This is a genomic window from Nonomuraea mesophila, assembly GCF_004352805.1.
Lineage (GTDB): Bacteria > Actinomycetota > Actinomycetes > Streptosporangiales > Streptosporangiaceae > Nonomuraea > Nonomuraea longispora.
On the sequence record NZ_SMLD01000184.1, the window covers coordinates 1 to 17,938 of the forward strand.

20 protein-coding genes and 1 pseudogene are annotated in these 17,938 nt (G+C 73.2%); 10 read left to right on the forward strand and 11 right to left on the reverse strand.

Annotation, left to right across the window (positions count from 1 at the left end; all coding sequences use genetic code 11):
* Positions 1–182: 182 nt before the first annotated feature.
* Positions 183–339 (forward strand): annotated as a pseudogene (locus E1295_RS51495) (MerR family transcriptional regulator); the annotation flags it as partial.
* A gap of 36 nt (positions 340–375) precedes the next feature.
* Positions 376–612: a MerR family transcriptional regulator gene (locus E1295_RS51500; protein ID WP_246080957.1), complete on the forward strand. Its 237-nt coding sequence runs from the start codon at positions 376–378 to the stop codon at positions 610–612.
* Between the two features lie 45 nt (positions 613–657).
* Here the strand turns inward: E1295_RS51500 and E1295_RS40595 are convergent, their stop codons facing one another.
* On the reverse strand, positions 658–1,863 hold the full coding sequence (locus E1295_RS40595; protein ID WP_132639403.1) for an erythromycin esterase family protein: 1,206 nt from the start codon (positions 1,861–1,863) through the stop codon (positions 658–660).
* A 78-nt stretch (positions 1,864–1,941) separates the two neighbouring features.
* Between E1295_RS40595 and E1295_RS40600 the strand changes: the two genes are divergently transcribed.
* Positions 1,942–2,880, forward strand: a complete 939-nt coding sequence (locus E1295_RS40600) for a GNAT family N-acetyltransferase (protein ID WP_246080955.1) — start codon at positions 1,942–1,944, stop codon at positions 2,878–2,880.
* Between the two features lie 4 nt (positions 2,881–2,884).
* Here the strand turns inward: E1295_RS40600 and E1295_RS40605 are convergent, their stop codons facing one another.
* The 3 genes from E1295_RS40605 to E1295_RS40615 are packed head-to-tail and all read right to left on the reverse strand — an operon-like array spanning position 2,885 to position 5,619.
* Positions 2,885–3,898 (reverse strand): NAD(P)/FAD-dependent oxidoreductase, encoded by a 1,014-nt coding sequence (locus E1295_RS40605; RefSeq protein ID WP_132639405.1) that lies wholly within the window; start codon positions 3,896–3,898, stop codon positions 2,885–2,887.
* A gap of 4 nt (positions 3,899–3,902) precedes the next feature.
* A complete protein-coding gene (locus E1295_RS40610; RefSeq protein ID WP_132639407.1) occupies positions 3,903–4,424 on the reverse strand; it encodes an isoprenylcysteine carboxyl methyltransferase family protein in 522 nt (173 codons plus the stop codon).
* Positions 4,425–4,458: 34 nt separating this feature from the next.
* Positions 4,459–5,619, reverse strand: coding sequence for a type III polyketide synthase (locus tag E1295_RS40615; RefSeq protein WP_132639409.1), 1,161 nt, complete (start codon positions 5,617–5,619; stop codon positions 4,459–4,461).
* A gap of 116 nt (positions 5,620–5,735) precedes the next feature.
* Between E1295_RS40615 and E1295_RS40620 the strand changes: the two genes are divergently transcribed.
* Positions 5,736–6,608, forward strand: a complete 873-nt coding sequence (locus tag E1295_RS40620) for a UbiA family prenyltransferase (protein ID WP_132639411.1) — start codon at positions 5,736–5,738, stop codon at positions 6,606–6,608.
* Between the two features lie 67 nt (positions 6,609–6,675).
* On the opposite strand, the gene E1295_RS40625 is transcribed toward E1295_RS40620, so the two are convergent.
* The 3 genes from E1295_RS40625 to E1295_RS40635 form a co-directional block, all read right to left on the reverse strand.
* Positions 6,676–7,848, reverse strand: coding sequence for an NAD(P)/FAD-dependent oxidoreductase (locus E1295_RS40625; RefSeq protein ID WP_132639413.1), 1,173 nt, complete (start codon positions 7,846–7,848; stop codon positions 6,676–6,678).
* Between the two features lie 67 nt (positions 7,849–7,915).
* A complete protein-coding gene (locus tag E1295_RS40630) occupies positions 7,916–8,293 on the reverse strand; it encodes a VOC family protein (RefSeq protein ID WP_132639415.1) in 378 nt (125 codons plus the stop codon).
* Positions 8,294–8,429: 136 nt separating this feature from the next.
* Positions 8,430–8,855: a VOC family protein gene (locus E1295_RS40635; protein WP_132639417.1), complete on the reverse strand. Its 426-nt coding sequence runs from the start codon at positions 8,853–8,855 to the stop codon at positions 8,430–8,432.
* Positions 8,856–9,012: 157 nt separating this feature from the next.
* On the opposite strand from E1295_RS40635, the gene E1295_RS40640 reads away from it, so the two are divergent.
* Positions 9,013–9,735, forward strand: coding sequence for a DUF2306 domain-containing protein (locus E1295_RS40640; RefSeq protein ID WP_132639419.1), 723 nt, complete (start codon positions 9,013–9,015; stop codon positions 9,733–9,735).
* Here the strand turns inward: E1295_RS40640 and E1295_RS40645 are convergent.
* Together E1295_RS40645 and E1295_RS40650 are read right to left on the reverse strand one after the other, a co-directional pair.
* Entirely contained in the window at positions 9,704–9,934 is a 231-nt protein-coding gene (locus tag E1295_RS40645; protein ID WP_132639421.1) for a hypothetical protein, read from the reverse strand. The two genes, E1295_RS40640 and E1295_RS40645, sit on opposite strands and share 32 nt — an antisense overlap.
* The gene (locus E1295_RS40650) at positions 9,934–10,497 is read right to left on the reverse strand and encodes an RNA polymerase sigma factor (RefSeq protein WP_132639423.1); all 564 of its coding nucleotides are present in this window, start codon (positions 10,495–10,497) and stop codon (positions 9,934–9,936) included. The genes E1295_RS40645 and E1295_RS40650 overlap by 1 nt, the downstream gene beginning before the upstream one ends.
* 199 nt (positions 10,498–10,696) lie before the next feature.
* Between E1295_RS40650 and E1295_RS40655 the strand changes: the two genes are divergently transcribed.
* The 4 genes from E1295_RS40655 (at position 10,697) to E1295_RS40670 (ending at position 14,600) form a co-directional block, all read left to right on the forward strand.
* Positions 10,697–11,674, forward strand: coding sequence for an aldo/keto reductase (locus tag E1295_RS40655; RefSeq protein WP_132639425.1), 978 nt, complete (start codon positions 10,697–10,699; stop codon positions 11,672–11,674).
* Positions 11,675–11,770: 96 nt separating this feature from the next.
* Positions 11,771–13,033 carry a tryptophan synthase subunit beta gene (gene trpB / locus E1295_RS40660; RefSeq protein ID WP_425465394.1) on the forward strand — a complete coding sequence of 421 codons (1,263 nt, stop codon included), beginning with the start codon at positions 11,771–11,773 and terminating at the stop codon, positions 13,031–13,033.
* Entirely contained in the window at positions 13,030–13,845 is an 816-nt protein-coding gene (trpA, locus tag E1295_RS40665; RefSeq protein WP_132639427.1) for a tryptophan synthase subunit alpha, read from the forward strand. Before trpB ends, trpA begins: the two co-directional genes overlap by 4 nt.
* Positions 13,842–14,600, forward strand: coding sequence for a GntR family transcriptional regulator (locus E1295_RS40670; protein ID WP_132639429.1), 759 nt, complete (start codon positions 13,842–13,844; stop codon positions 14,598–14,600). Before trpA ends, E1295_RS40670 begins: the two co-directional genes overlap by 4 nt.
* A gap of 2 nt (positions 14,601–14,602) precedes the next feature.
* On the opposite strand, the gene E1295_RS40675 is transcribed toward E1295_RS40670, so the two are convergent.
* Complete coding sequence (locus tag E1295_RS40675; RefSeq protein ID WP_132639431.1) at positions 14,603–15,445, reverse strand: LysR family transcriptional regulator; 843 nt, start codon at positions 15,443–15,445, stop codon at positions 14,603–14,605.
* Between the two features lie 72 nt (positions 15,446–15,517).
* On the opposite strand from E1295_RS40675, the gene E1295_RS40680 reads away from it, so the two are divergent.
* Positions 15,518–16,729: an MFS transporter gene (locus tag E1295_RS40680; protein ID WP_220449140.1), complete on the forward strand. Its 1,212-nt coding sequence runs from the start codon at positions 15,518–15,520 to the stop codon at positions 16,727–16,729.
* An 88-nt stretch (positions 16,730–16,817) separates the two neighbouring features.
* Here E1295_RS40680 and E1295_RS40685 read toward each other — a convergent pair whose 3' ends face one another.
* Positions 16,818–17,576, reverse strand: a complete 759-nt coding sequence (locus tag E1295_RS40685) for a VOC family protein (RefSeq protein WP_132639433.1) — start codon at positions 17,574–17,576, stop codon at positions 16,818–16,820.
* Positions 17,577–17,938 lie beyond the last annotated feature (362 nt).

A 17,938-nucleotide genomic window follows, 5' to 3' on the forward strand; every position in this document is an offset into this window, starting at 1 on the left:
GTGCGATGTCGTGCGGCGTTTTGACGCCGGTTCGCCTGGCGGCGAATCGGCTACCCCTGTCCTGCTCCGCAGGGGTCCGATCCCTCCCCCGCCTGAAGGCGGGGGTTTCCTCGGAGGTATCCGATGAGACCGGACGCTAGGGCTTGGAGTCGGCTCTAGGGCAAACTCGTATGCTTGCGCACATGTCGCCTACCTCGACGCTCTGCAGCATCAGCCAGGCCGCCGAACGTACCGGCCTCAGCGTGCACACCCTTCGCTTCTACGAGAAGGAAGGGCTCGTCGCCACGCCGGTGCGCCGGGTCGGTCGGGCAGCGGGTCTACAGCGAAGGCGATCTGCAGTGGCTCTACCTGTGTGCCAGGCTCCGAGCCTCCGGCATGCCGCTGCCGGCGATCCGGGAGTACGCGGCGCTGGTCCGCGAAGGAACCCACCCGGTGCGAGCGCGACTCGACCTCCTGCGACGTCACCGCGAACGTGTCACCGAGCAGGCCAAGGAGCTGGACCGCTGCCTGGAGCTGGTCTCACACAAGGTGGCGATGTACGAGGAACACCTCGCCGCCGAGCGCGGAGACCCGTTGTGGACCGGTACGTGCCTGACCGGGCACGGTCCCTGACCCGGGCACGGTCCCTGACCCGGGCGCCCCGGGCCCAGGGGCGGCTCAGATGTCCTTGAGGAACACGAGGGCGTCGGCCTGGGCGGCGGTGGCCGGGTCGAGGGGGAAATAGGTGTGGTCGGCCGGGACGCGGGGCGCCGGCGTCCGGTCGAGGACCGCGGCGAGGCGGACGGGGTCGATGACGGCGCGGGCGTCAGGGAGGGCCGACAGCAGCCCTTCGAGGGTGCCGGGCTCGGGGACGTCGGAGCCGCGGGTGCCGAAGGTGGCGGCTGCGAAGGCGTACCGGTCGCCGAGGCGCGTGCCGACGATGGCCCCGGCGCTCCACCACTCCAGCGTCCGGCCCGCCAGAGGGCCCCAGCCCTCGGGCAGCAGCCAGCTGCTCCTGTCCTTCTGCAGGTGCCTGTTGTGGGCGAAGACGAGGGTGGGGCCGCGCCGGGCCTCGCGGGCCACGATGGCGTCCAGATTGTCGGCCATCATCGCATCGCGCAGGCACATCAGCGTGCCGACGCGGGTGGGCGCGATGTCGGCCATGCCGGCGTGGTAGCGCAGGAGCCCGGCAGCGGTGCGGGCGTACACGTCGGCGCGCCACCAGCCGTCAGGAGAGAGGGCGGCCGTCAGGTGAGGGGTGTGCGCGGTGAGCAGCGCGCGCAGATCGTCGGCGATCAGGCGTAGTCGCCCGGCCTCGGGCGTGCGGCCGGGCGACCGGGTGGGATCCGTGGTGGCGGCCGGGTCGGTCCAGCGCTCGTCGGGGCCGAGCAGCTCGTCGAGGGTCTCGCGACTCCAGGGCAGGTCGAGGTGGGCGGAGAGGCAGTCGTGCAGCGCGGTCAGTGCCGGTCGGGGGCTGGCGGCACCGGTCATCTCCAGAGGGCCGTCGAAGCCGTGGAAACGGAGCCGCTCGTGCGGCGGACACTGCTCGTTGTAGGCGCGCATCCAGCGTACGAGCTCGCGGTTGGCGGGTGAGGCGCCGAGGCCGTGGCTGAAGCCGCGGCTCATCGCGTCGTCGAGCACGCCGATGCCGCCGGCGACGTACGCATCCGTGGCCAGGGCCGCCAGGCAGTCGCTCTCGAGGGCGATGGAGCGGTAGCCCTCGTGTTCGACGAGATGGCGGAAAAGCTCGTTGCGCAGTTCGGGGAAGGCTTCGACGCCGTGGGCAGGCTCGCCGAGGCCGAGCAGGCGGGTGGCCGGGGGCAGGAGCGAGGCGAGGGCGGCGCCGGTGAAGGGACGCGCGGCATCCCGGATCGAGGCTGTCATTCCATGAACTGTATCGTTGAACCTTCAGTGGAGACTTTCATGCGATGTCTCCGGCATCGGCCAGGACACACTTTCAAAGTGCGGTGCGACGCCGCCGCGGAAACCGGGGTGCGGGCGGCCGGCGGGGTGGTGTTCGATCGGGCGATGGCTATCGAGATGGGCAGCCCGTCGGCCGACGAGCTCGGTGACGTGGTGCGGGTGATGAAGGAATGGCAGGACGACGACGTGCCCGTGCAGCTGCATCCGGGGGATGTGGGCTGGTACTGGCGTTTCGGCGCGGAGCGGACGGCGCAGGCCACGCGGACCTGGAGCCGGGCCGGGGAGGTCCTCGCGGTCGGGCTGCTGGACGGTGCGGATCTGCTGCGGATGGCGTTCGCGCCGGAGGCACTGCGCGACGAGGAACTCGCGCGGCAGGTGGCCCAGGACGTGTCGGGGCGTGGTGTGCTGCCCGAGGGCGAGGTCTCGCTCGAAGCGCCGATGAGCGCGCTGATCCAGAACGTGTTGGGCGAGGACGGTTGGGAGAGCGGGGAGCCGTGGGCGCTGCTCCGGCGTGACCTCGGCGCCCCCGTGCCGGATCCCGGCGTCGACGTCGAACTGGTCGGGCCGGAGCAGGCGCACGAGTGGGCCGCGGTCCTGCGGGCGTCGTTCGAGGGGTCGACGTTCACCGAAGAGCGCTGGCACGCGATGGCCGCAGGCGTCGCGTACGTCGACGCGCGGTGTCTGGGCGTGCGCGACGAGCGGGGCGAGATGGTGGCGGCCGTGATCGTGTGGTCGGCGGGCGAGGGCAGGACCGGGCTGATCGAACCCATGGGGGTGCACCGGGAGCACCGCGGCCACGGCCACGGCCGGGCGATCACCGTCGCCGGGGCACGCGCGCTGCAGGAGCTGGGTTCGTCCAGCGTGGTCGTGTACACGCCGAGCTCCAACGCCGGCGCCGTCGCCACCTACCGGTCGGCAGGGCTGGAGCAGGTGTCCGAGAGGCGCGACCTGCGCCGCTGCGCGCGCCGGGCGCCGTGACAGGTCAGGCGAGCATCCTGACGATGCCGGTGAACAGGCCGGGCAGGCTGCGAGCCGCGGGCACCACCAGCCGGGCCGTGCCGGGCCGGCGGGCGGCCTGCACCAGCGCGCCCGTCAGCAGCCGGTGCGTGCGGGACAACCGCGCCCACGCGCCGTCGTAGTCCTCCGGCCGCTCCTCGGCCAGGCATCTGACCAGCAGTTCGGCCGAGCGCACCGCCAGCGATACACCTTCGCCGGTGAGCGCGTCCACATAGCCGGCCGCGTCCCCGACCAGCAGGACACGTCCCGCACGGCGGGCGCGCGCGGACTGGCGCAGCGGGCCCGCGCCGCGCGCCACGGTGACGGCCGGGCCGCGCAGGCGGCGGGTCAGGCCGGGGAAGCCGCGCAGGTGCTCGTCGAAGCCACGCCGCACCGAGCTGAGGATCGCGACGCCGATCAGGTCGGCGGCGACGGGCGTGACGTACGCCTCGCCCGCCTTCGACCAGTGCACCTCGACGAAGTCGGTCCACGGCTCGATCCTGTAGTGCCTGCGCTGGCCGTACCTGCGGGGACCTCGCGCGGGCAGGTCGAGGCCCAGCGAGCGGCGCAGCGGCGAGTGCAGTCCGTCGGCGGCGACCAGCCAGCGGGCCCGCAGCCCCGCGGCCTCCACGCCGTCCCGGTCCTGCGCGACGTCCGTGATCTTGCCGGTGACCGTCTTGACGCCCAGCTCGGCGGCTCGCCGCGCGAGCGCGGCATGCAGGAGCGTACGGCGTACGCCCAGGCCGGGCGCGGCGGAGAACGCGGCCCGCACCTCACGCCGGCCGTCGAGGTAGTGGATGCCGCGGAACGCGCGCCCCTGGACCTCCACCCCCATCGCCGCCAGCGCCGCCACCCCGCCGGGCATGACGCCCTCGCCGCACGCCTTGTCCACGGGACAGGAACGCGGCTCGACGACGACCGCCTCCATCCCCGCCAGCGCGGCGTGCACGGCCGTCGCCAGCCCCGCCGGGCCGCCGCCCGAGACGAGCACGTCGATCACGCGGTCACCGCTCCGAAGCGGACGCGAGGGCCGCGTTCTCGCACCGGATGCGCACCACCATCAGCACGGCGTTGAGCACCGTGAACGCCAGCGCCGTTACCCAGGCCGTGTGCACCAGCGGCAGCGCCAGCCCTTCGACCGCCACCGCCACGTAGTTGGGATGGCGCAGCCACCCGAACCGGTACGGGCCGCGCGTCACCAGCGGCAGGCCCGGCACCACGATCACCTGCGTGTTCCAGCGCGGCCCGAGCGAGGCGATGCACCACCACCGCAGCCCCTGGGCCGCCACGACCAGTGCCAGCATCGGCCAGCCGAGCGCGGGCAGGAAGGGCCGATCCGCCAGCGCGACCTCCAGCGGCGCGCAGACCAGCAGCCCCGTGTGCAGGGCCACCATCCACGGATAGTGGCCCTGACCGCTCACGACGCCGCCGCGCGCCATGCTCCACGCGGCGTTGCGCCGGGCGACGACCAGCTCGGCCACACGTTCCAGGCCGACCAGTACGACGAGCACCAGATACCAGATCATGAGGCGGCCACCAGCATTCGGGTCATGGGCACGGTCACCAGCGGATCAGGACGAGTTCGGAGCAGAAGCCCGGCCCCATGGCGATGATCAGCCCCCAGCTTCCCGGCTCGGGCCGCCGGGTGGCAAGGGTGTCGCCCAGCACGTGGAGGACCGAGGACGAGGACAGGTTGCCGTTGGCCGCCAGCGAACGCCACGTCACGTCGAGCGCTCCCTCGGGCAGGCCGAGCGTGTCCGACACGGCTTCGAGCACCTTCGGCCCGCCGGGATGACACACCCACGCCGTCACCTCATCCGCCGTCACGCCGTGGTCGGACAGCAAGCCGTGCACGTCGTCGGCCAGGTAGCGCCGCACGACCTCCGGGACGCTCGCGTCCAGCATCACCTGGAACCCGGTGTCGCGCACCCGCCATCCCATGACGTGCTCGGAGCCCGGATACAGGTGGCTGCGCGTGGCCACCACGGTGGGGCCGTCTGTTGGTCCGCCAGTGGGTCCGCCAGTGGGTCCGCCAGTGGGTCCGCCAGTGGGTCCGTCAGTGGGTCCGTCAGTGGGTCCGTCAGCGGGGCTGCCGGTTGGGCGGGTCGTCGCGCGCCCGTCGCCGCAGGCCACCACGGCCGCCGCGCCGTCGCCGAATAATGCGCTGGCGACCAGGTTCGCGGGGGAGGAGTCGCCCCGCTGCACCGTGAGCGAGCACAACTCCACCGACAGCAGCACAGCCACGTGGTCCGGCCAGCCGCGCAGGTAGTCATGGATCCTGGCGATGCCCGCCGCCCCCGCCACGCAGCCCAGGCCGAAGACCGGCACCCGCTTGACGTCGGGCCGCAGGCCGAGCGCCGCCGCCAGCCGGGCGTCGATGGAGGGCGCGGCGACGCCCGTCACCGACGTGAACATGATCAGATCGACGTCGGTCGGCTCCAGCCCGGCCGCGTCCAGGGCCGCCTTCACACTCTCCAGCCCCAGGTCCACGGCGACCGAGACGAAGGCGTCGTTGGCGGCGCCGAAGCCGTTGAGCTTCTCGTACTGTTCGATGGGCAGGGCGAGGTTGCGGTAGTCCACCCGGGCACTGCGGTGCAGGCGGTCGAGGAGGCGCCGGTCGCCGTTCTCCGGCAGGCACACGCGGGCGGCCATGTCGGTGAGCTCGGACTGCGCGTACCGATGAGGAGGAAAAGCACAACGGACTGCGGCGATACGGGTCATGCAGCTCTCCCTCGGCGGCTGGCGACTCCTGATCCCCGCTTTCCCGTCCCACTGGTCATTTAAGCCACACCAGGCACGGGATTCTCGGCGGCGGCCGCCCGGTCTACGATCGCCTTGTGACCGACCGCGACCCCGCGGCCGCCTCCGCCGTGCGCGACGGGCCGTGGCGGCCCGTCATCGGGTTGGTGCGCGCCTGCCACCCCGGCCCGACCGTGGCCGTGACCGCCCTGGTCACCGTGCTGGCCGTGGCCACGGGACGCGACGCGGCCGGGAGCGTGCTGGCGGGCGCGGCCGTGCTGGCGGGGCAACTCTCGATCGGCTGGTGCAACGACGCGCTCGACGCCCGGCGGGACGCGGCCGCCGGGCGCACGGGCAAACCCGTCGTCGACGGCACCGTCAGCGCGCGTGCCGTCCGCATCGCCGCTCTCGTGGCGCTGGCCTGCTGTGTGCCGCTGTCGCTGGCCTCCGGCTGGCTGGCGGGCGCGCTGCACCTCGCCGGGGTGCTGGCGGCCTGGGGGTACGACCTCGGGCTCAAGGCGACGCTCCTGTCATGGGTCCCGTACGCGGTGGGGTTCGGCGTGCTGCCCGCCTTCGTGACCCTGGGCCTGCCCGGCCAGCCCTGGCCCGCGTGGTGGTCGGTCCTGGCCGCCGCGCTGCTCGGCGTGGGTGCTCATCTGGCCAATGTGCTGCCGGACATCGAGGGTGACCTGGAGACCGGCGTACGCGGCTGGCCGCAGCGCATGGGCGCCTTCCGCGTACGGCTGCTGATCCCCGTACCGCTGCTGGCCGCGACCCTTCTGCTCGTCCTCGGCCCCGAAGGCGCTCCCGGCGTGGCGGGCCTGACGGCCGTGGCCGCCGCCTTCGTCCTCGCGGCCACGGGGGTGTCGGCGGCGGCCAGGTCGGCGCGGGTGCCGTTCGTCACCGCCGTCGCCGTGGCGGCGGTGGACGTGATCCTCCTGATCGCCGAAGGCGCCTCCCTGACGGGCTGACGCGCCGCCCGGACGCAGCATCCGGGGACGCGCCGCCCCCGGAACCCGCCGCCCCGGGACGCGCCGCTCACCGCACCGGGCGCGAGGTCGGCCGGCCGGGGCGCAGGGATCCGCGCAGCCACCGCGTCCCCACGGCCAGCGCGAGCGGGGCGGGCACCGTCCCGGCTCCGAGACCCACCTCCACCAGCAGGTCGAACACCTCCTTGCGGTGGACGGCGGTCTCGATCGCCGCGTCGATGAAGCCGGGGTGCTGGGCCAGCCGGGCCAGCACGTCCGTGGTCCGCAGATGCCGTCCGAGCGCCCGCCGCAGCTTCCTCCGGTACAGCGCCAGCGCATCGTCCGGCGACTCCACCGCCGCCTCGGCCGCCAGCCGGCCGGACAGCAGCGCGTAGTAGATGCCCTCGCCGGTGAGCGGGTTGATCAGCCCCGCGGCGTCACCGGCGAGGAGCACCCGTCCGGCGCCGGGCGCCGGACGCCCGGTCGAGAGCGGCAGGTGGTGGGCACGAAGCTCACGGGGCTGCAGGCCGGGCAGCAGTTCGGCGAGCCGGCCGTGCAGCACCTGACGTCCGGGCGCCCCCGCCGCGCGCAGCTGGGGGAGCAGCATGCCGAAGCCGATGTTCGCGGTGCCGTCGCCGATGGGGAACGACCACGCGTAGGCCGGCCAGCCCGCCTTCTGCATGGCGATGAGCTGGACGTCGTCCTCCTCGGGCACGTCGGCGTAGCCGCGTACGGCGATGGCGGTGTGCTCCTCGGCGGCGGGGGCCAGGCCGATCAGTCGGCGCACGACCGAGCCGGCCCCGTCGGCGGCCACCACCGTACGGGCCCGCAGCCGGCCGTCGATCACCACCCCGGACCCGTCGGGGGCGAGATCCCTGACACGATGCCTGCGTACCTCGACGCCCCTGTCCCGCGCGGCGGCCACCAGCCGGGCGTCGAACACCCGGCGCGGCACCACGTGGTTGGGCCGCGCGGCCTCGGCGGAGACCCGCACGCCGCCCGGCGAGACCACGGTCAGGCGCGGCGTGGGCCGGTAGTCGTCGATGAGCCCGGGCACCCCCAGCAGCGCCAGCTCGTCGCGCCCGTGAGCGGCGATGCCGTCGCCGCATGGCTTGTCACGGGGGAAGTCCGCCCTGTCGAGCAGGAGCACGCGCGCCCGCGGACGTAGTTGCGCGGCCCGCAGCGCCGCCGCCGAGCCCGCCGGTCCCGCTCCCACGATCGCCACATCCCACATGGGGTCCATGCGAGGTCTGTCCCACCCTGCGCACGATCAGAAACGCATCGCGCTCCACGGGGACCGGTCCGGTCCGTCAGAGCGGCTTGAGGCGTGTCCCGAGCAGGCAGAACTCGTTGCCCTCAGGATCGGCGAGCACGTGCCAGGGCTCCTCCCCGGTCTGACCGACGTCGACAGGTACGGCCCCCGCGGCCAGCAGGCGTTCGAGCTCGGCATCCTGGTCGCGGTCGGTGGCGTTGACGTCGATGTGCAGCCGGAGCGCCTCGGTCTTCGGTTCGTCGCTGCGGCTGAGGATGATCGTCGGCTGCGGGCCCCCGAACCCCTCGCGCGGCCCTATCTCGATGCCGTCCTCCTCACGCTGCAGCTCCGTGAAATCCAGGACCTCGCACCAGAAACGTGCCAGCGCCTCGGGGTCGCGGCACTTGAGCACGAGTTCACTGATACGGCATGCCATCGAGAACCCACTCCCAGCGAGACGACCGCCGGGGTGGCCGCGTGCGGATGCCACGGCTCCCGGCATTGAGAACTCCCGCGTCCGTACCCGGCGTGCGGGAGGCGAATCCCGGCGCCCGCCCGGTCCTGCCGGGGGCTCAGGCTCCGGCCGGCTGGTACGCCTCGTACCGCTGCAACCACTGCGCCCGGATCTGCGGCGAATGCGCATTCTGTACGCAGAACTCGTTGCCCTCCGGATCCGCCATCACCACCCAGGCGCAGTCGCCGCCCTGGCCCACATCGGCGCGGGTGGCTCCCAGCGCTTCCAGCCGGGCGACCTCCGCTGCCTGGTCCTCCGGGCGCAGGTCGAAGTGCAGGCGGTTCTTGCCGGCCTTGGACTCGGGCACCTTGATGAACAGCAGGTCGGGCACCACGCAGTCTTCGCGACTGCCCTCGGGCGGCTCGACGACCCACTCAGGGTCCTCGTCCCGGACGATCACCCAATCAAGGGCCTCTGCCCAGAACCTGGCCAGCCGCCCGGGATCGCGCGAGTCCACGACCAACGCACCGATGCGTAACCCCATGGCAGCACCGTAGGACAACGCCTTCGCGGCCGTCGAATCTCGCCCCGTGGGGACCGTACGGCGTTCGGTAGGCGGTCGTCCGGGAGCGTGGCACGATGAGCAACCGGGTGAAGCCTGTCGGCCGGTCGAGTGACCACTTACGAGCATGGGAGTCTGCATGACCACCGCTTCGACCATGGGCAGGCGGCGGCGGTGGACGTTGTGGGGATTGATGGCCGTCTCGGCGATCGGCATCGTCGCCTTCGCCGTGCCGCCGTACCTGAGTGGTGACCCGGCCAACAGCAACCTTGACATCAATCCGGACGCGGCGCACCATTACCTGTCGCTCATGGTGCACGCCGTTCCGTCCGGCCTGGCGCTGCTCATCGGCCCCCTGCAGTTCCTGGCTCCGCTGCGCAACCGCTACCTCAGGCTGCACCGGGTCGCGGGCCGCGTCTACATGGTCTCCGTGGTGATCGCCTCGGTCGCGGCGCTCTTCGCCGCGACGTTCTCGGTCAGCGGGTTCCCCGCCCAGGTCGCGTTCTACCTGCTCACGGCGGCCTGGCTGTACTCCCTGGCCCAGGCCTACCGCTGCGTCCGCCGCGGTGAGGTGCGGCTGCACCGGATCTGGATGATCCGCAACTACGCCCTGACGTTCGCCGCGGTCACCTTGCGCCTCTATCTGGTCATCGGCATGGTGCTGCGCAAGCAGTACACCTGGCTGACGTTCGAGGACGTCTACACCGCCAGCGTGTGGGCCTCCATCCTGATCAACGTGGTCGTGGCCGAATACGTGATCGTCCACCGCGTCGTGGCGTCCTCGGCCCGCCGCCGGCAGCGGCGCGAGTCCGCGTCCGCCACGTCGGCCGTCACGTCGCGTTCGGGAGGGCAGGACGGGTGACGAGGCGGGCGTCGCCGGCCGTCGTGGCCTGCCTGATCGCGGCCTGCCTGATCGTGCGCGGCTCACGAAGCGGCTCAGGATGCTGTTCACGGCGCGGCTCAGGTTCGCGCGCCGCCGCCAGGAGCCGCGCCCGGGCAGCGCTTTCGGCCTGTGCCGTCATCGGCGGGGTGTCCCGCCGGAAGTCCCTGATCGTGCTCATCACAGCTCCTCATCTCCCAGTACGGCCCGCGTCTTCCGCCGGGCCCGGTGCAGCCGTGAGCGCACGGTGCCCGGCGAGATGCCGAGCGCCTGGGCCACCTCCTCGTAGCTGAAGCCCTCCCACGCCACCAGCAGCAGCACGTCACGGTCGCCGCGCGACAGCGACGCCAGCGCCTCCGCCAGCTCGCGCTCCTTGTCCCGCGCCGCGACCCGCCGCACCACGGTGTCGGCGATCGGTTCGGGCAAGGGATCCACGCCGGTACGCGCCAGCGCTCGCAGCATCCGCTCCTCCTGCCGCCTGTGTCTGGCGACGAGCGTGGTGGCGATGCCGTACAGCCAGGGGCGTGCCAGCGGATATGACAGGTCGTACGAGCCGCGCCGCCGGAACGCGGCCAGGAACGTCTCGGCGACGATGTCGTCGGCGGCCTGCGTGCCGATGCGCCGCGCGGCGTACAGGTGGATCTGCCGTGCGTACCGGTCGAACAGCACGGCGAACTGCTCCCGGTCACCGACGGATCGCCTGATCAGTTCGGCGTCGTCGATCTCGGCCGTCTCAACGCTCAACGGCCCTTTAGTGTTGATCGGTCACCCTGCTGTCCCCCGGACCCCATGGCAAGGTTCTCGAGCCGGCCGGAGAGTGACGGACGCCACAGGCACCGGCCCGGCCGAGCGGCCGGTCCGGCTGCGTCGCGTGGCCCCTGCCTCCGTCGTGGATGATCGGAGGCGATCGGCTCCCACACGGCACACGGAACGGAGAAACCCGATGAAGCGCATCCTGCTCGGCGACCTGGAGGTCTCCCGCATCGGTCTGGGCACGATGGGGATGTCCTACGCCTACACCGGCGCCGGCACCGACGACGCCGAGTCCGTCCGTACCATCCACCGGGCTCTTGACCTCGGCGTCACCTTCCTCGACACCGCCGAGTTCTACGGTCCCTACACCAACGAGGAACTGGTGGGCCGGGCCCTGAAGGGCCGCCGTGACCAGGTCGTGCTGGCCACCAAGTTCGGCCTGGTCTCGCACGCCGGTGACGGCCCCTGGAACCTCGACAGCAGCCCCGCCAACATCCGCGTCGCGGTCGAAGGCTCGCTCAGGCGGCTCGGCACCGACCACATCGACCTGTACTACCAGCACCGGGTGGACCCGAAGGTGCCGATCGAGGAGACCGCCGGCGCCCTGGCCGAGCTCGTACGGCAGGGCAAGATCCGTCACATCGGCCTGTCCGAGGCCGGCCCGGAGACCATCCGCCGCGCTCACGCCGTGCATCCGGTCACCGCCGTGCAGTCGGAGTACTCGCTGTGGACCCGCGGCCTGGAGGAGCGGGTGCTGCCGGTGCTGCGCGAGCTGGGCATCGGCCTGGTGCCGTTCTCGCCGCTGGGACGCGGCTTCCTGACGGGGAAGATCCGCTCCACCGACGGCTTCGCCGAGGACGACTTCCGCCACGGCAACCCGCGGTTCACCGGCGATAACTTCAGGCTCAACCTGCGGATCGCCGACGAGGTGGAGGCCGTCGCCGCCGAGGCGGGCGCCACCCCCGCGCAGGTCGCGCTGGCCTGGTTGCTGGCCCAGGGCGACGACGTCGCCCCCATCCCGGGCACCAAGCGCGTCGGCCGGGTGGAGGAGAACTCCGCCGCCGACGGCGTCCGGCTGACCCCCGGGCAGATCGGCAGGCTCTCCGGCCTGCCTCCGGCCGCGGGTGACACCCACCCCGAATCCGGCCTGCGGATGATGGAGCGCTGACGTCCGCACGCCCCGGCGGTGGCGTGCCCGCGCCGCGCATGTCACACTCACTGTTATAGAACTCTTCCATGAGTTCTATAACGAGAGGAGCGTGGCATGCGAGACATGGCGCTGCGGCGTGAGCCGGTCCCGCCGGACGGGACGATGGGCGGGCCCCGGATACGGGGCCGGTTCGGCGAGTACGGCGGCCGGTACGCACCGGAGTCCCTGGTGGAGGCCTGCCGCGAGGTCGACGAGGCGTTCCGGGACGCCTGGGCCGATCCCTGGTTCCGCGGCGAACTGGCCCGGCTGCTCGCCGTGCACGCCGGGCGGCCGACCCCGCTCACCCCGGCCGAACGGCTGTCGGAGGCGCTGGGCGTACGGCTGTACCTCAAGCGCGAGGACCTCGCCCACACCGGTTCCCACAAGATCAACAACGTGCTGGGCCAGGCCCTGCTGGCCACCCGGATGGGACGGCGCAGGCTGATCGCCGAGACCGGCGCGGGCCAGCACGGGGTGGCCGCCGCGACCGCCGCCGCCCTGCTCGGGCTGGAGGCGACGGTGTTCATGGGGGAGCGCGACATCGAGCGGCAGGCGCTGAACGTCTTCCGCATGCGCCTGCTGGGCGCCGAGGTGGTCCCGGTGACGGCGGGCAGCCGTACGCTCAAGGACGCCACCAGCGAGGCCATGCGGCACTGGGTGGGCGCGACCGGCGACTCCCACTACTGCATCGGCTCGGTCATCGGGCCGGATCCGTACCCATGGATGGTCAGGGAGTTCCAGCGGGTCATCGGCGACGAGGCCCGCGAGCAGTGGGCGGCCGAACTGCGGACCGGCGTGCCCGAACTACGCACCCGCGTGCCCGACCCCGTACCCGACCGTGTGCCCGACCCCGCGCCCGAGTATGTGGTCGCGTGCGTCGGCGGCGGCTCCAACGCGGCCGGTACGTTCGCCGGATTCGCCGGCACCCCGGCGCGGCTGGTCGGCGTCGAGGCGGAGGGCGGCGCCGGGGCGGCGCGCGGCCGGCTCGGCGTCCTGCACGGCTGCCGCTCGCTGTTCCTGCAGGACGGCGACGGGCAGATCGCGGAGGCACACTCCGTCGCCGCCGGGCTCGACTACCCCGGGGTCGGCCCCGAGCACGCCCACCTGCGCGACCTGGGCCGCGCCCGCTACGTCACGGTCACCGACGACGAGGCGCTCAGCGCGGCGGTACGGCTGGCGCGGACCGAGGGCATCGTCCCGGCGCTGGAATCGGCGCACGCCCTCGCCTGGATCATCCGGGCGGCGGGCGACGGCGACCTGCCCGCGGGATCGACGGTGCTCATGACGTTGTCCGGACGCGGTGACAAGGACGTCTCGACCCTGAAGGAGCTGCTGTGACGAACCCGGCCATGACCGCGGGCGCGGTCGAACGCCACCTGCGCGCCCGCAGGGACGCCGGCCGCGGCCTGCTCATGCCGTACGTCACCGGCGGCATCACGCCCGGCTGGACCGGCTACCTGCGGGCGTTCGCCGCCGCCGGGGCGGACGCGATCGAGGTGGGCCTGCCCTTCTCCGACCCCACGCTGGACGGCGTCACCATCCAGCAGGCCAGCCAGACGGCGCTGGCCCGGGGCGCGAGCACCCGCCGCATTCTCGCCGACCTGTCCGGCATGCCGGACCTGGGGGTGCCGCTGGTCGCCAGCACCTACTACAACCTGGTGCTGCACGACGGCCCCGAGGCGTTCTGCGCCGCCCTGAGCCGGGCCGGCGTCGGCGGTCTGATCGTGCCCGACCTGCCGGTGCACGAGGCGGACGAACTGACGGACGTGGCCGCCGCCGCAGGGATCGAGCCGGTCCTGCTGGCCTCGCCGGCGACGCCGCAGCCCCGGCTGGCGGAGATCGTGTCCCGCAGCCGCGGATTCGTCTACGCCGTGTCGCTGATGGGCACCACCGGCGAGCGTGCCGCCCTCGCCGCCTCCGCGGCGCAGCTCACCGAGCGGATCAGGCGCGTTGCCGACCGGCCGGTCTTGCTAGGATTCGGGATCTCCACCCCGGACCAGGCGCGCGAGGCCCGCCGGCACGCCGACGGAGTGGTGGTCGGCGCCGCGGTCATGCGGCGCGTGCTCGACGGGGCTGGGCCGGACGACCTCCGGGCCTTCCTCGCGACCCTGCGGCAGGCCCTCGACCAGGAGTGTGACCGACCACGATGACCGCCGACGCCGGGCACGAGGCGAGATACCGCGCCATCGCCGCCGACCTCGCCGCGAAGATCCGGTCGGGCGACTACGCCCCGGGGGAGGCGCTGCCGCCGCAGCGGGAGCTGAGCGCCTCCTACGGAGTGACCCTCATGACCCTGCGCCAGGCGTTGCGTCAGCTAAGCGACGAGAGACTGATCGTGCAGCGGCCCGGCAAGGGCACGTTCGTCGCCCCGCCGCACCTGGCGTACCAGCTCGACTCGCTCCACAGCCTGGTCGACGACCTGCGCGAACAGGGCCACGACGTACGCACCGCGGTGGCCGGGCGGGCGGTGCGCCGGGCCCCCGCCCGGATCGCCGCGGAGCTGCGGCTGCGCCCCGGCGAGAGCGCCCTGCGGCTGGAGCGGGTCCGCGATTTCGCCGGACGTCCCGCCGTGCACCAGGTGTCGTGGGTACGCCGGCCGGTGGCCGACCGGATCCGTGACCGCGACTTCACCGCCGTCTCCCTCTACACGGCGCTGGCCGACGCGGGGGTGACGGTCGCCAGGGCGTCCGAGGTGGTCAGGCCCGGCCTGCTCGACGCCGCCGCCGCCCGCCGGCTTGACGAGCCGCAGGGCAGCCCGGTGCTGGTCAGCACCAGGATCACCTACACGCTCGACGCCACGCCCGTGGTGACCGACCATGCCACCATCCTCGGCAGCATGATGGAGATCCGCACCGAACGCGCCGCCACCGGCCTCTCGCTCACCTGGGGTGTCGCCACCGGCTGAGTTCAGATCGTACGCCGTAGGGCGCTCTCCACGGCGTCGGTCAGCGGGTCGCCCTCGGTCCGCGGATGCCGCGCGAGGCCGAGTTCGACGTCCGGCAGGGCGGGCAGGGATTCCGCGTCGTGACAGGCCATGCCCGGCTCGAGGTTGGCGGGCATGAGCGCCGCGACGCCCAGCCCGGCGCGTACGGCGGCGAGCACGCCGACCAGGCTGTTGCTCTCGAACGCCACCCGCCAGGGCCGGCCCGCGCGATCCATCGCCTCCAGCACCGACGTACGCCAGAAGCATGGGTTGGAGAACAGCACCACCGGCAGCGGCTCGGCGGCCACGTCCACGCCCTTGCCGACGGCCCACACGAGCGGACGGCGCACGGTCCAGCGCGGCGGTCCGGGAACGGCCGGCACCTCGTTGAGCACCAGGTGCACCCGGCCGGTGTCGTACGCCTCCCGCATCGCGGTGTCGGAGACGCTGAGCACCTCGAGCGTCGCGCCGGGGTGCAGCCGGGCCAGGTCGGCGAGGACCTGCGACAGCTGGGAGGCGGCCAGGTCCTCGAGCAGCCCGACGCCGCAGTGGCCGGTGAGCGCGCGCCCGGTCTCGGTGAGCGCCTGCGCGGACAGCGAGAGGATGCGCTCGGCGTACGGCAGGAGCTCCTCGCCGGCCCGGGTCGGCGAGACACCCGACGGCGAACGGTGGAGCAGCGGGCGGCCGACGGCGCTCTCCAGCTTGCGCACCTGCTGGCTGAGCGCGGGCTGCGTGTGCCCGAGCGCGGTCGCGGCGCGGCTGATGCTGCCCGACCGCACGGCGGTGACGAACGAGCGCAACAGCGCGATCTCAAGATCCTTGGCCATAAGAAACCATTATGTCAGCTCCAACAGATTAAGCACTTCCTATGGCATGGCGGGTGTTCTAGCGTCACGCGGGTGACCGGATACCGACAGGTGCTCGCCGTGCCGGGGATGGCGTCGCTGCTGGGCGTCTCGATGCTCGGCCGCACCGCCGTCACGGCTTCCGTGATGGCGTTGACCATGTACGTCGTGCTGGGCCTGGACATGAGCTACGCCGCGGCCGGGGGTGCCGCGGCGGCCCTGACCGCCGGGCTGGCGCTGGGCGGGCCGCTGCTCGGCCGCATGATCGACCGCCGGGGCCTGCGCGCCGTGCTCCCGGTGACCGCCGCCGTGCAGGCCGTGTTCTGGCTGAGCGTGCCCGTCCTGCCGTACGCGCCCCTGCTGGGCGCCGCCTTCGTGGCGGGGCTGGCGATGGTGCCGGTCTCGCCGGTGACCAGGCAGGCGATCGCCGCCATGATGCCGGCGGGAGAGCGCAGGGCCGCGTTCGCGCTGGAGTCGGTGCAGGGCGAGCTGTCGTACGTCGTGGGCCCGGCGGTGGTGATCCTGTGCGCCGCGAGCCTGTCCCCGGCCGTGGTGGCGTGGGGGATCGGCGCCGCGATCGTGGCGGGCGGAGCCGGGATCGCCCTGCTCGACCCGCCGCTGCGGTCCGGGAACGAGCCGGACGCCGGCGGCCCGGCCGCGCGGCCCCCGCGCCGGGAGTGGCTTGGCGCGGGCATGATCGCCGTACTGACGATGGGATTCGGTTGCACGGCGCTGCTCAGCGGCGTCGACCTGGCCATCGTCGCCACGCTCGAAGAAACAGGCCAGGTGTCCTGGGCCGCCGTGGTCATCGCCGTGCTCGGCGTGGCTTCCGTCGCCGGCGGGCTGATGTACGGGGCGCTGCCCCGGCCGCTGCCCACCTGGCTGCTGCTCGGCCTGCTCGGGCTCGTGACGATTCCCGCCGGGCTCGCGCATGACTGGCGCTGGTTGTGCGTGGCCGTGGCCGGCGCCGGGTTCCTCACCGCGCCGACCCTGTCCGCGATGGCCGACGCGGTCAGCCGGCTGGCGCCTGCCGGTGTACGGGGTGAGGCGACCGGCCTGCACGCGTCGGCGCAGAGCGCGGGGTTCGCGCTCGGGTCACCGATCGTCGGGCTGGCGATCGACGTCTCCGCCCCGGCGGGCGGCTTCGCGGCGGCCGGGCTGGCGGGGCTCGCCGCCGCACTGACCGGCTGCCTGCTGTCCCGCCGTACGCCGCGCCGGCCGTCCACCCCGGCGCATCGTGAGCCGGCGGGAACCGCGTCACCCTGACCGCGGGCACGGCTCTCAGCGATCGCCGCAAGGCTCCGCGTCAGGCGGGCTCTGTCAGGCAGGGCTCTGCGTCAGATGGGGCCCTGCGTCAGGCGGGATTCTGCGTCAGGCGCGGGGCGGCGAGGACGCAGAACTCGTTGCCCGCCGGGTCGGCCAGCACCTTCCACGAGACGTCGCCCTGGCCCACGTCGGCAGGCGTCGCACCGAGGCCCCGCAGCCGGGCCACCTCGGCCGCTTGGTCGTCTCCGGGGTAGGGCAGCAGGTCCAGATGGACGCGGGTCCACACGTCGTGGTCGTTGGCCCGGCGGACGAACTCGAGGTACGGCCCGACCTCGCCGGCGGAGCGCAGCCGCGTGTGATCGTCGTTCACCTCGAGGAGGGTCCAGTCGATCGCCTCGCCCCAGAACCGCGCCATGGCCCGCGGATCGTCGCAGTCGACGACCACGGCGGCGATCGGCCCGGTGTCCCGGTAGAGCTCCCGAGGCTCCAGCACGCAGAACACATTGCCCTCGGGGTCGGCCAGCACGGTCCACGGCACGTCGCCCTGGCCCACGTCGGCAGGCGTCGCACCGAGATCCATCAGGCGCGCGACCCATTCGGCCTGCTGCTCCGCCGAGGTGGTGGCGAGATCGAGGTGCACACGGTATTTCACCGTCTCGGGGTCGGGGACGGTGACGAAATCGACGCACACGGCTGCCGGATCGGGCCAGACGGACTTCACCGGCAGGATGTTGGTCACCCCCGGCCCCTCGCTGTCGGTGTCCCAGCCGAGCGCCTCCGCCCAGAACCGGCCGAGCGCCGAGTCGTCCCGAGCCTTGACATTGACCTGAACCAATCGCAGTGCCATGCCGCCAACCCTATGGCGGGTGAGCCGCGCCGCTCACCGGGTGGGCACGACCCGTCGTTACGGTAGAGTTCCCCGGTGGCCGGACCACGGACGCCGCCGTCCTGGCGCACCCGGCCCCCGACGACTCGCCCCCGGCACGAGGTAAGGACCATCGACGCGCGCATGCCTTTGACCACCATCGCCTGCTGCCCGCCGTGACCCTTTCTCGATAGCGTCGTCCGGCCCGCCGCCCTCCGCGAGCGTGCGCCGCCGCTCTCTCGCTTGCCCGCTGCCGCCCGCCTCAGCCGGTGGCACGTCGCCCTCGCCCCTCGTCATGGGCTGTTCCATCCCGAAGGACCCCTGTTGCCTGACTCGTCCACGCC

What these genes read in the sequence shown, in the direction of transcription:
- E1295_RS40655 (WP_132639425.1), top strand. Translation starts at nt 10,697, where the DNA reads ATGAAGCGCATCCTGCTCGGCGACCTGGAGGTCTCCCGCATCGGTCTG.
- E1295_RS40670 (WP_132639429.1), top strand. Translation starts at nt 13,842, where the DNA reads ATGACCGCCGACGCCGGGCACGAGGCGAGATACCGCGCCATCGCCGCC.
- E1295_RS40645 (WP_132639421.1), bottom strand. Translation starts at nt 9,934, where the DNA reads ATGAGCACGATCAGGGACTTCCGGCGGGACACCCCGCCGATGACGGCA.
- E1295_RS40630 (WP_132639415.1), bottom strand. Translation starts at nt 8,293, where the DNA reads ATGGCATGCCGTATCAGTGAACTCGTGCTCAAGTGCCGCGACCCCGAG.
- trpB (WP_425465394.1), top strand. Translation starts at nt 11,771, where the DNA reads ATGCGAGACATGGCGCTGCGGCGTGAGCCGGTCCCGCCGGACGGGACG.
- E1295_RS40675 (WP_132639431.1), bottom strand. Translation starts at nt 15,445, where the DNA reads ATGGCCAAGGATCTTGAGATCGCGCTGTTGCGCTCGTTCGTCACCGCC.
- E1295_RS40685 (WP_132639433.1), bottom strand. Translation starts at nt 17,576, where the DNA reads ATGGCACTGCGATTGGTTCAGGTCAATGTCAAGGCTCGGGACGACTCG.
- E1295_RS40635 (WP_132639417.1), bottom strand. Translation starts at nt 8,855, where the DNA reads ATGGGGTTACGCATCGGTGCGTTGGTCGTGGACTCGCGCGATCCCGGG.
- E1295_RS40640 (WP_132639419.1), top strand. Translation starts at nt 9,013, where the DNA reads ATGACCACCGCTTCGACCATGGGCAGGCGGCGGCGGTGGACGTTGTGG.
- E1295_RS40610 (WP_132639407.1), bottom strand. Translation starts at nt 4,424, where the DNA reads ATGATCTGGTATCTGGTGCTCGTCGTACTGGTCGGCCTGGAACGTGTG.
- E1295_RS51500 (WP_246080957.1), top strand. Translation starts at nt 376, where the DNA reads ATGCCGCTGCCGGCGATCCGGGAGTACGCGGCGCTGGTCCGCGAAGGA.
- E1295_RS40625 (WP_132639413.1), bottom strand. Translation starts at nt 7,848, where the DNA reads ATGGACCCCATGTGGGATGTGGCGATCGTGGGAGCGGGACCGGCGGGC.
- E1295_RS40615 (WP_132639409.1), bottom strand. Translation starts at nt 5,619, where the DNA reads ATGACCCGTATCGCCGCAGTCCGTTGTGCTTTTCCTCCTCATCGGTAC.
- E1295_RS40595 (WP_132639403.1), bottom strand. Translation starts at nt 1,863, where the DNA reads ATGACAGCCTCGATCCGGGATGCCGCGCGTCCCTTCACCGGCGCCGCC.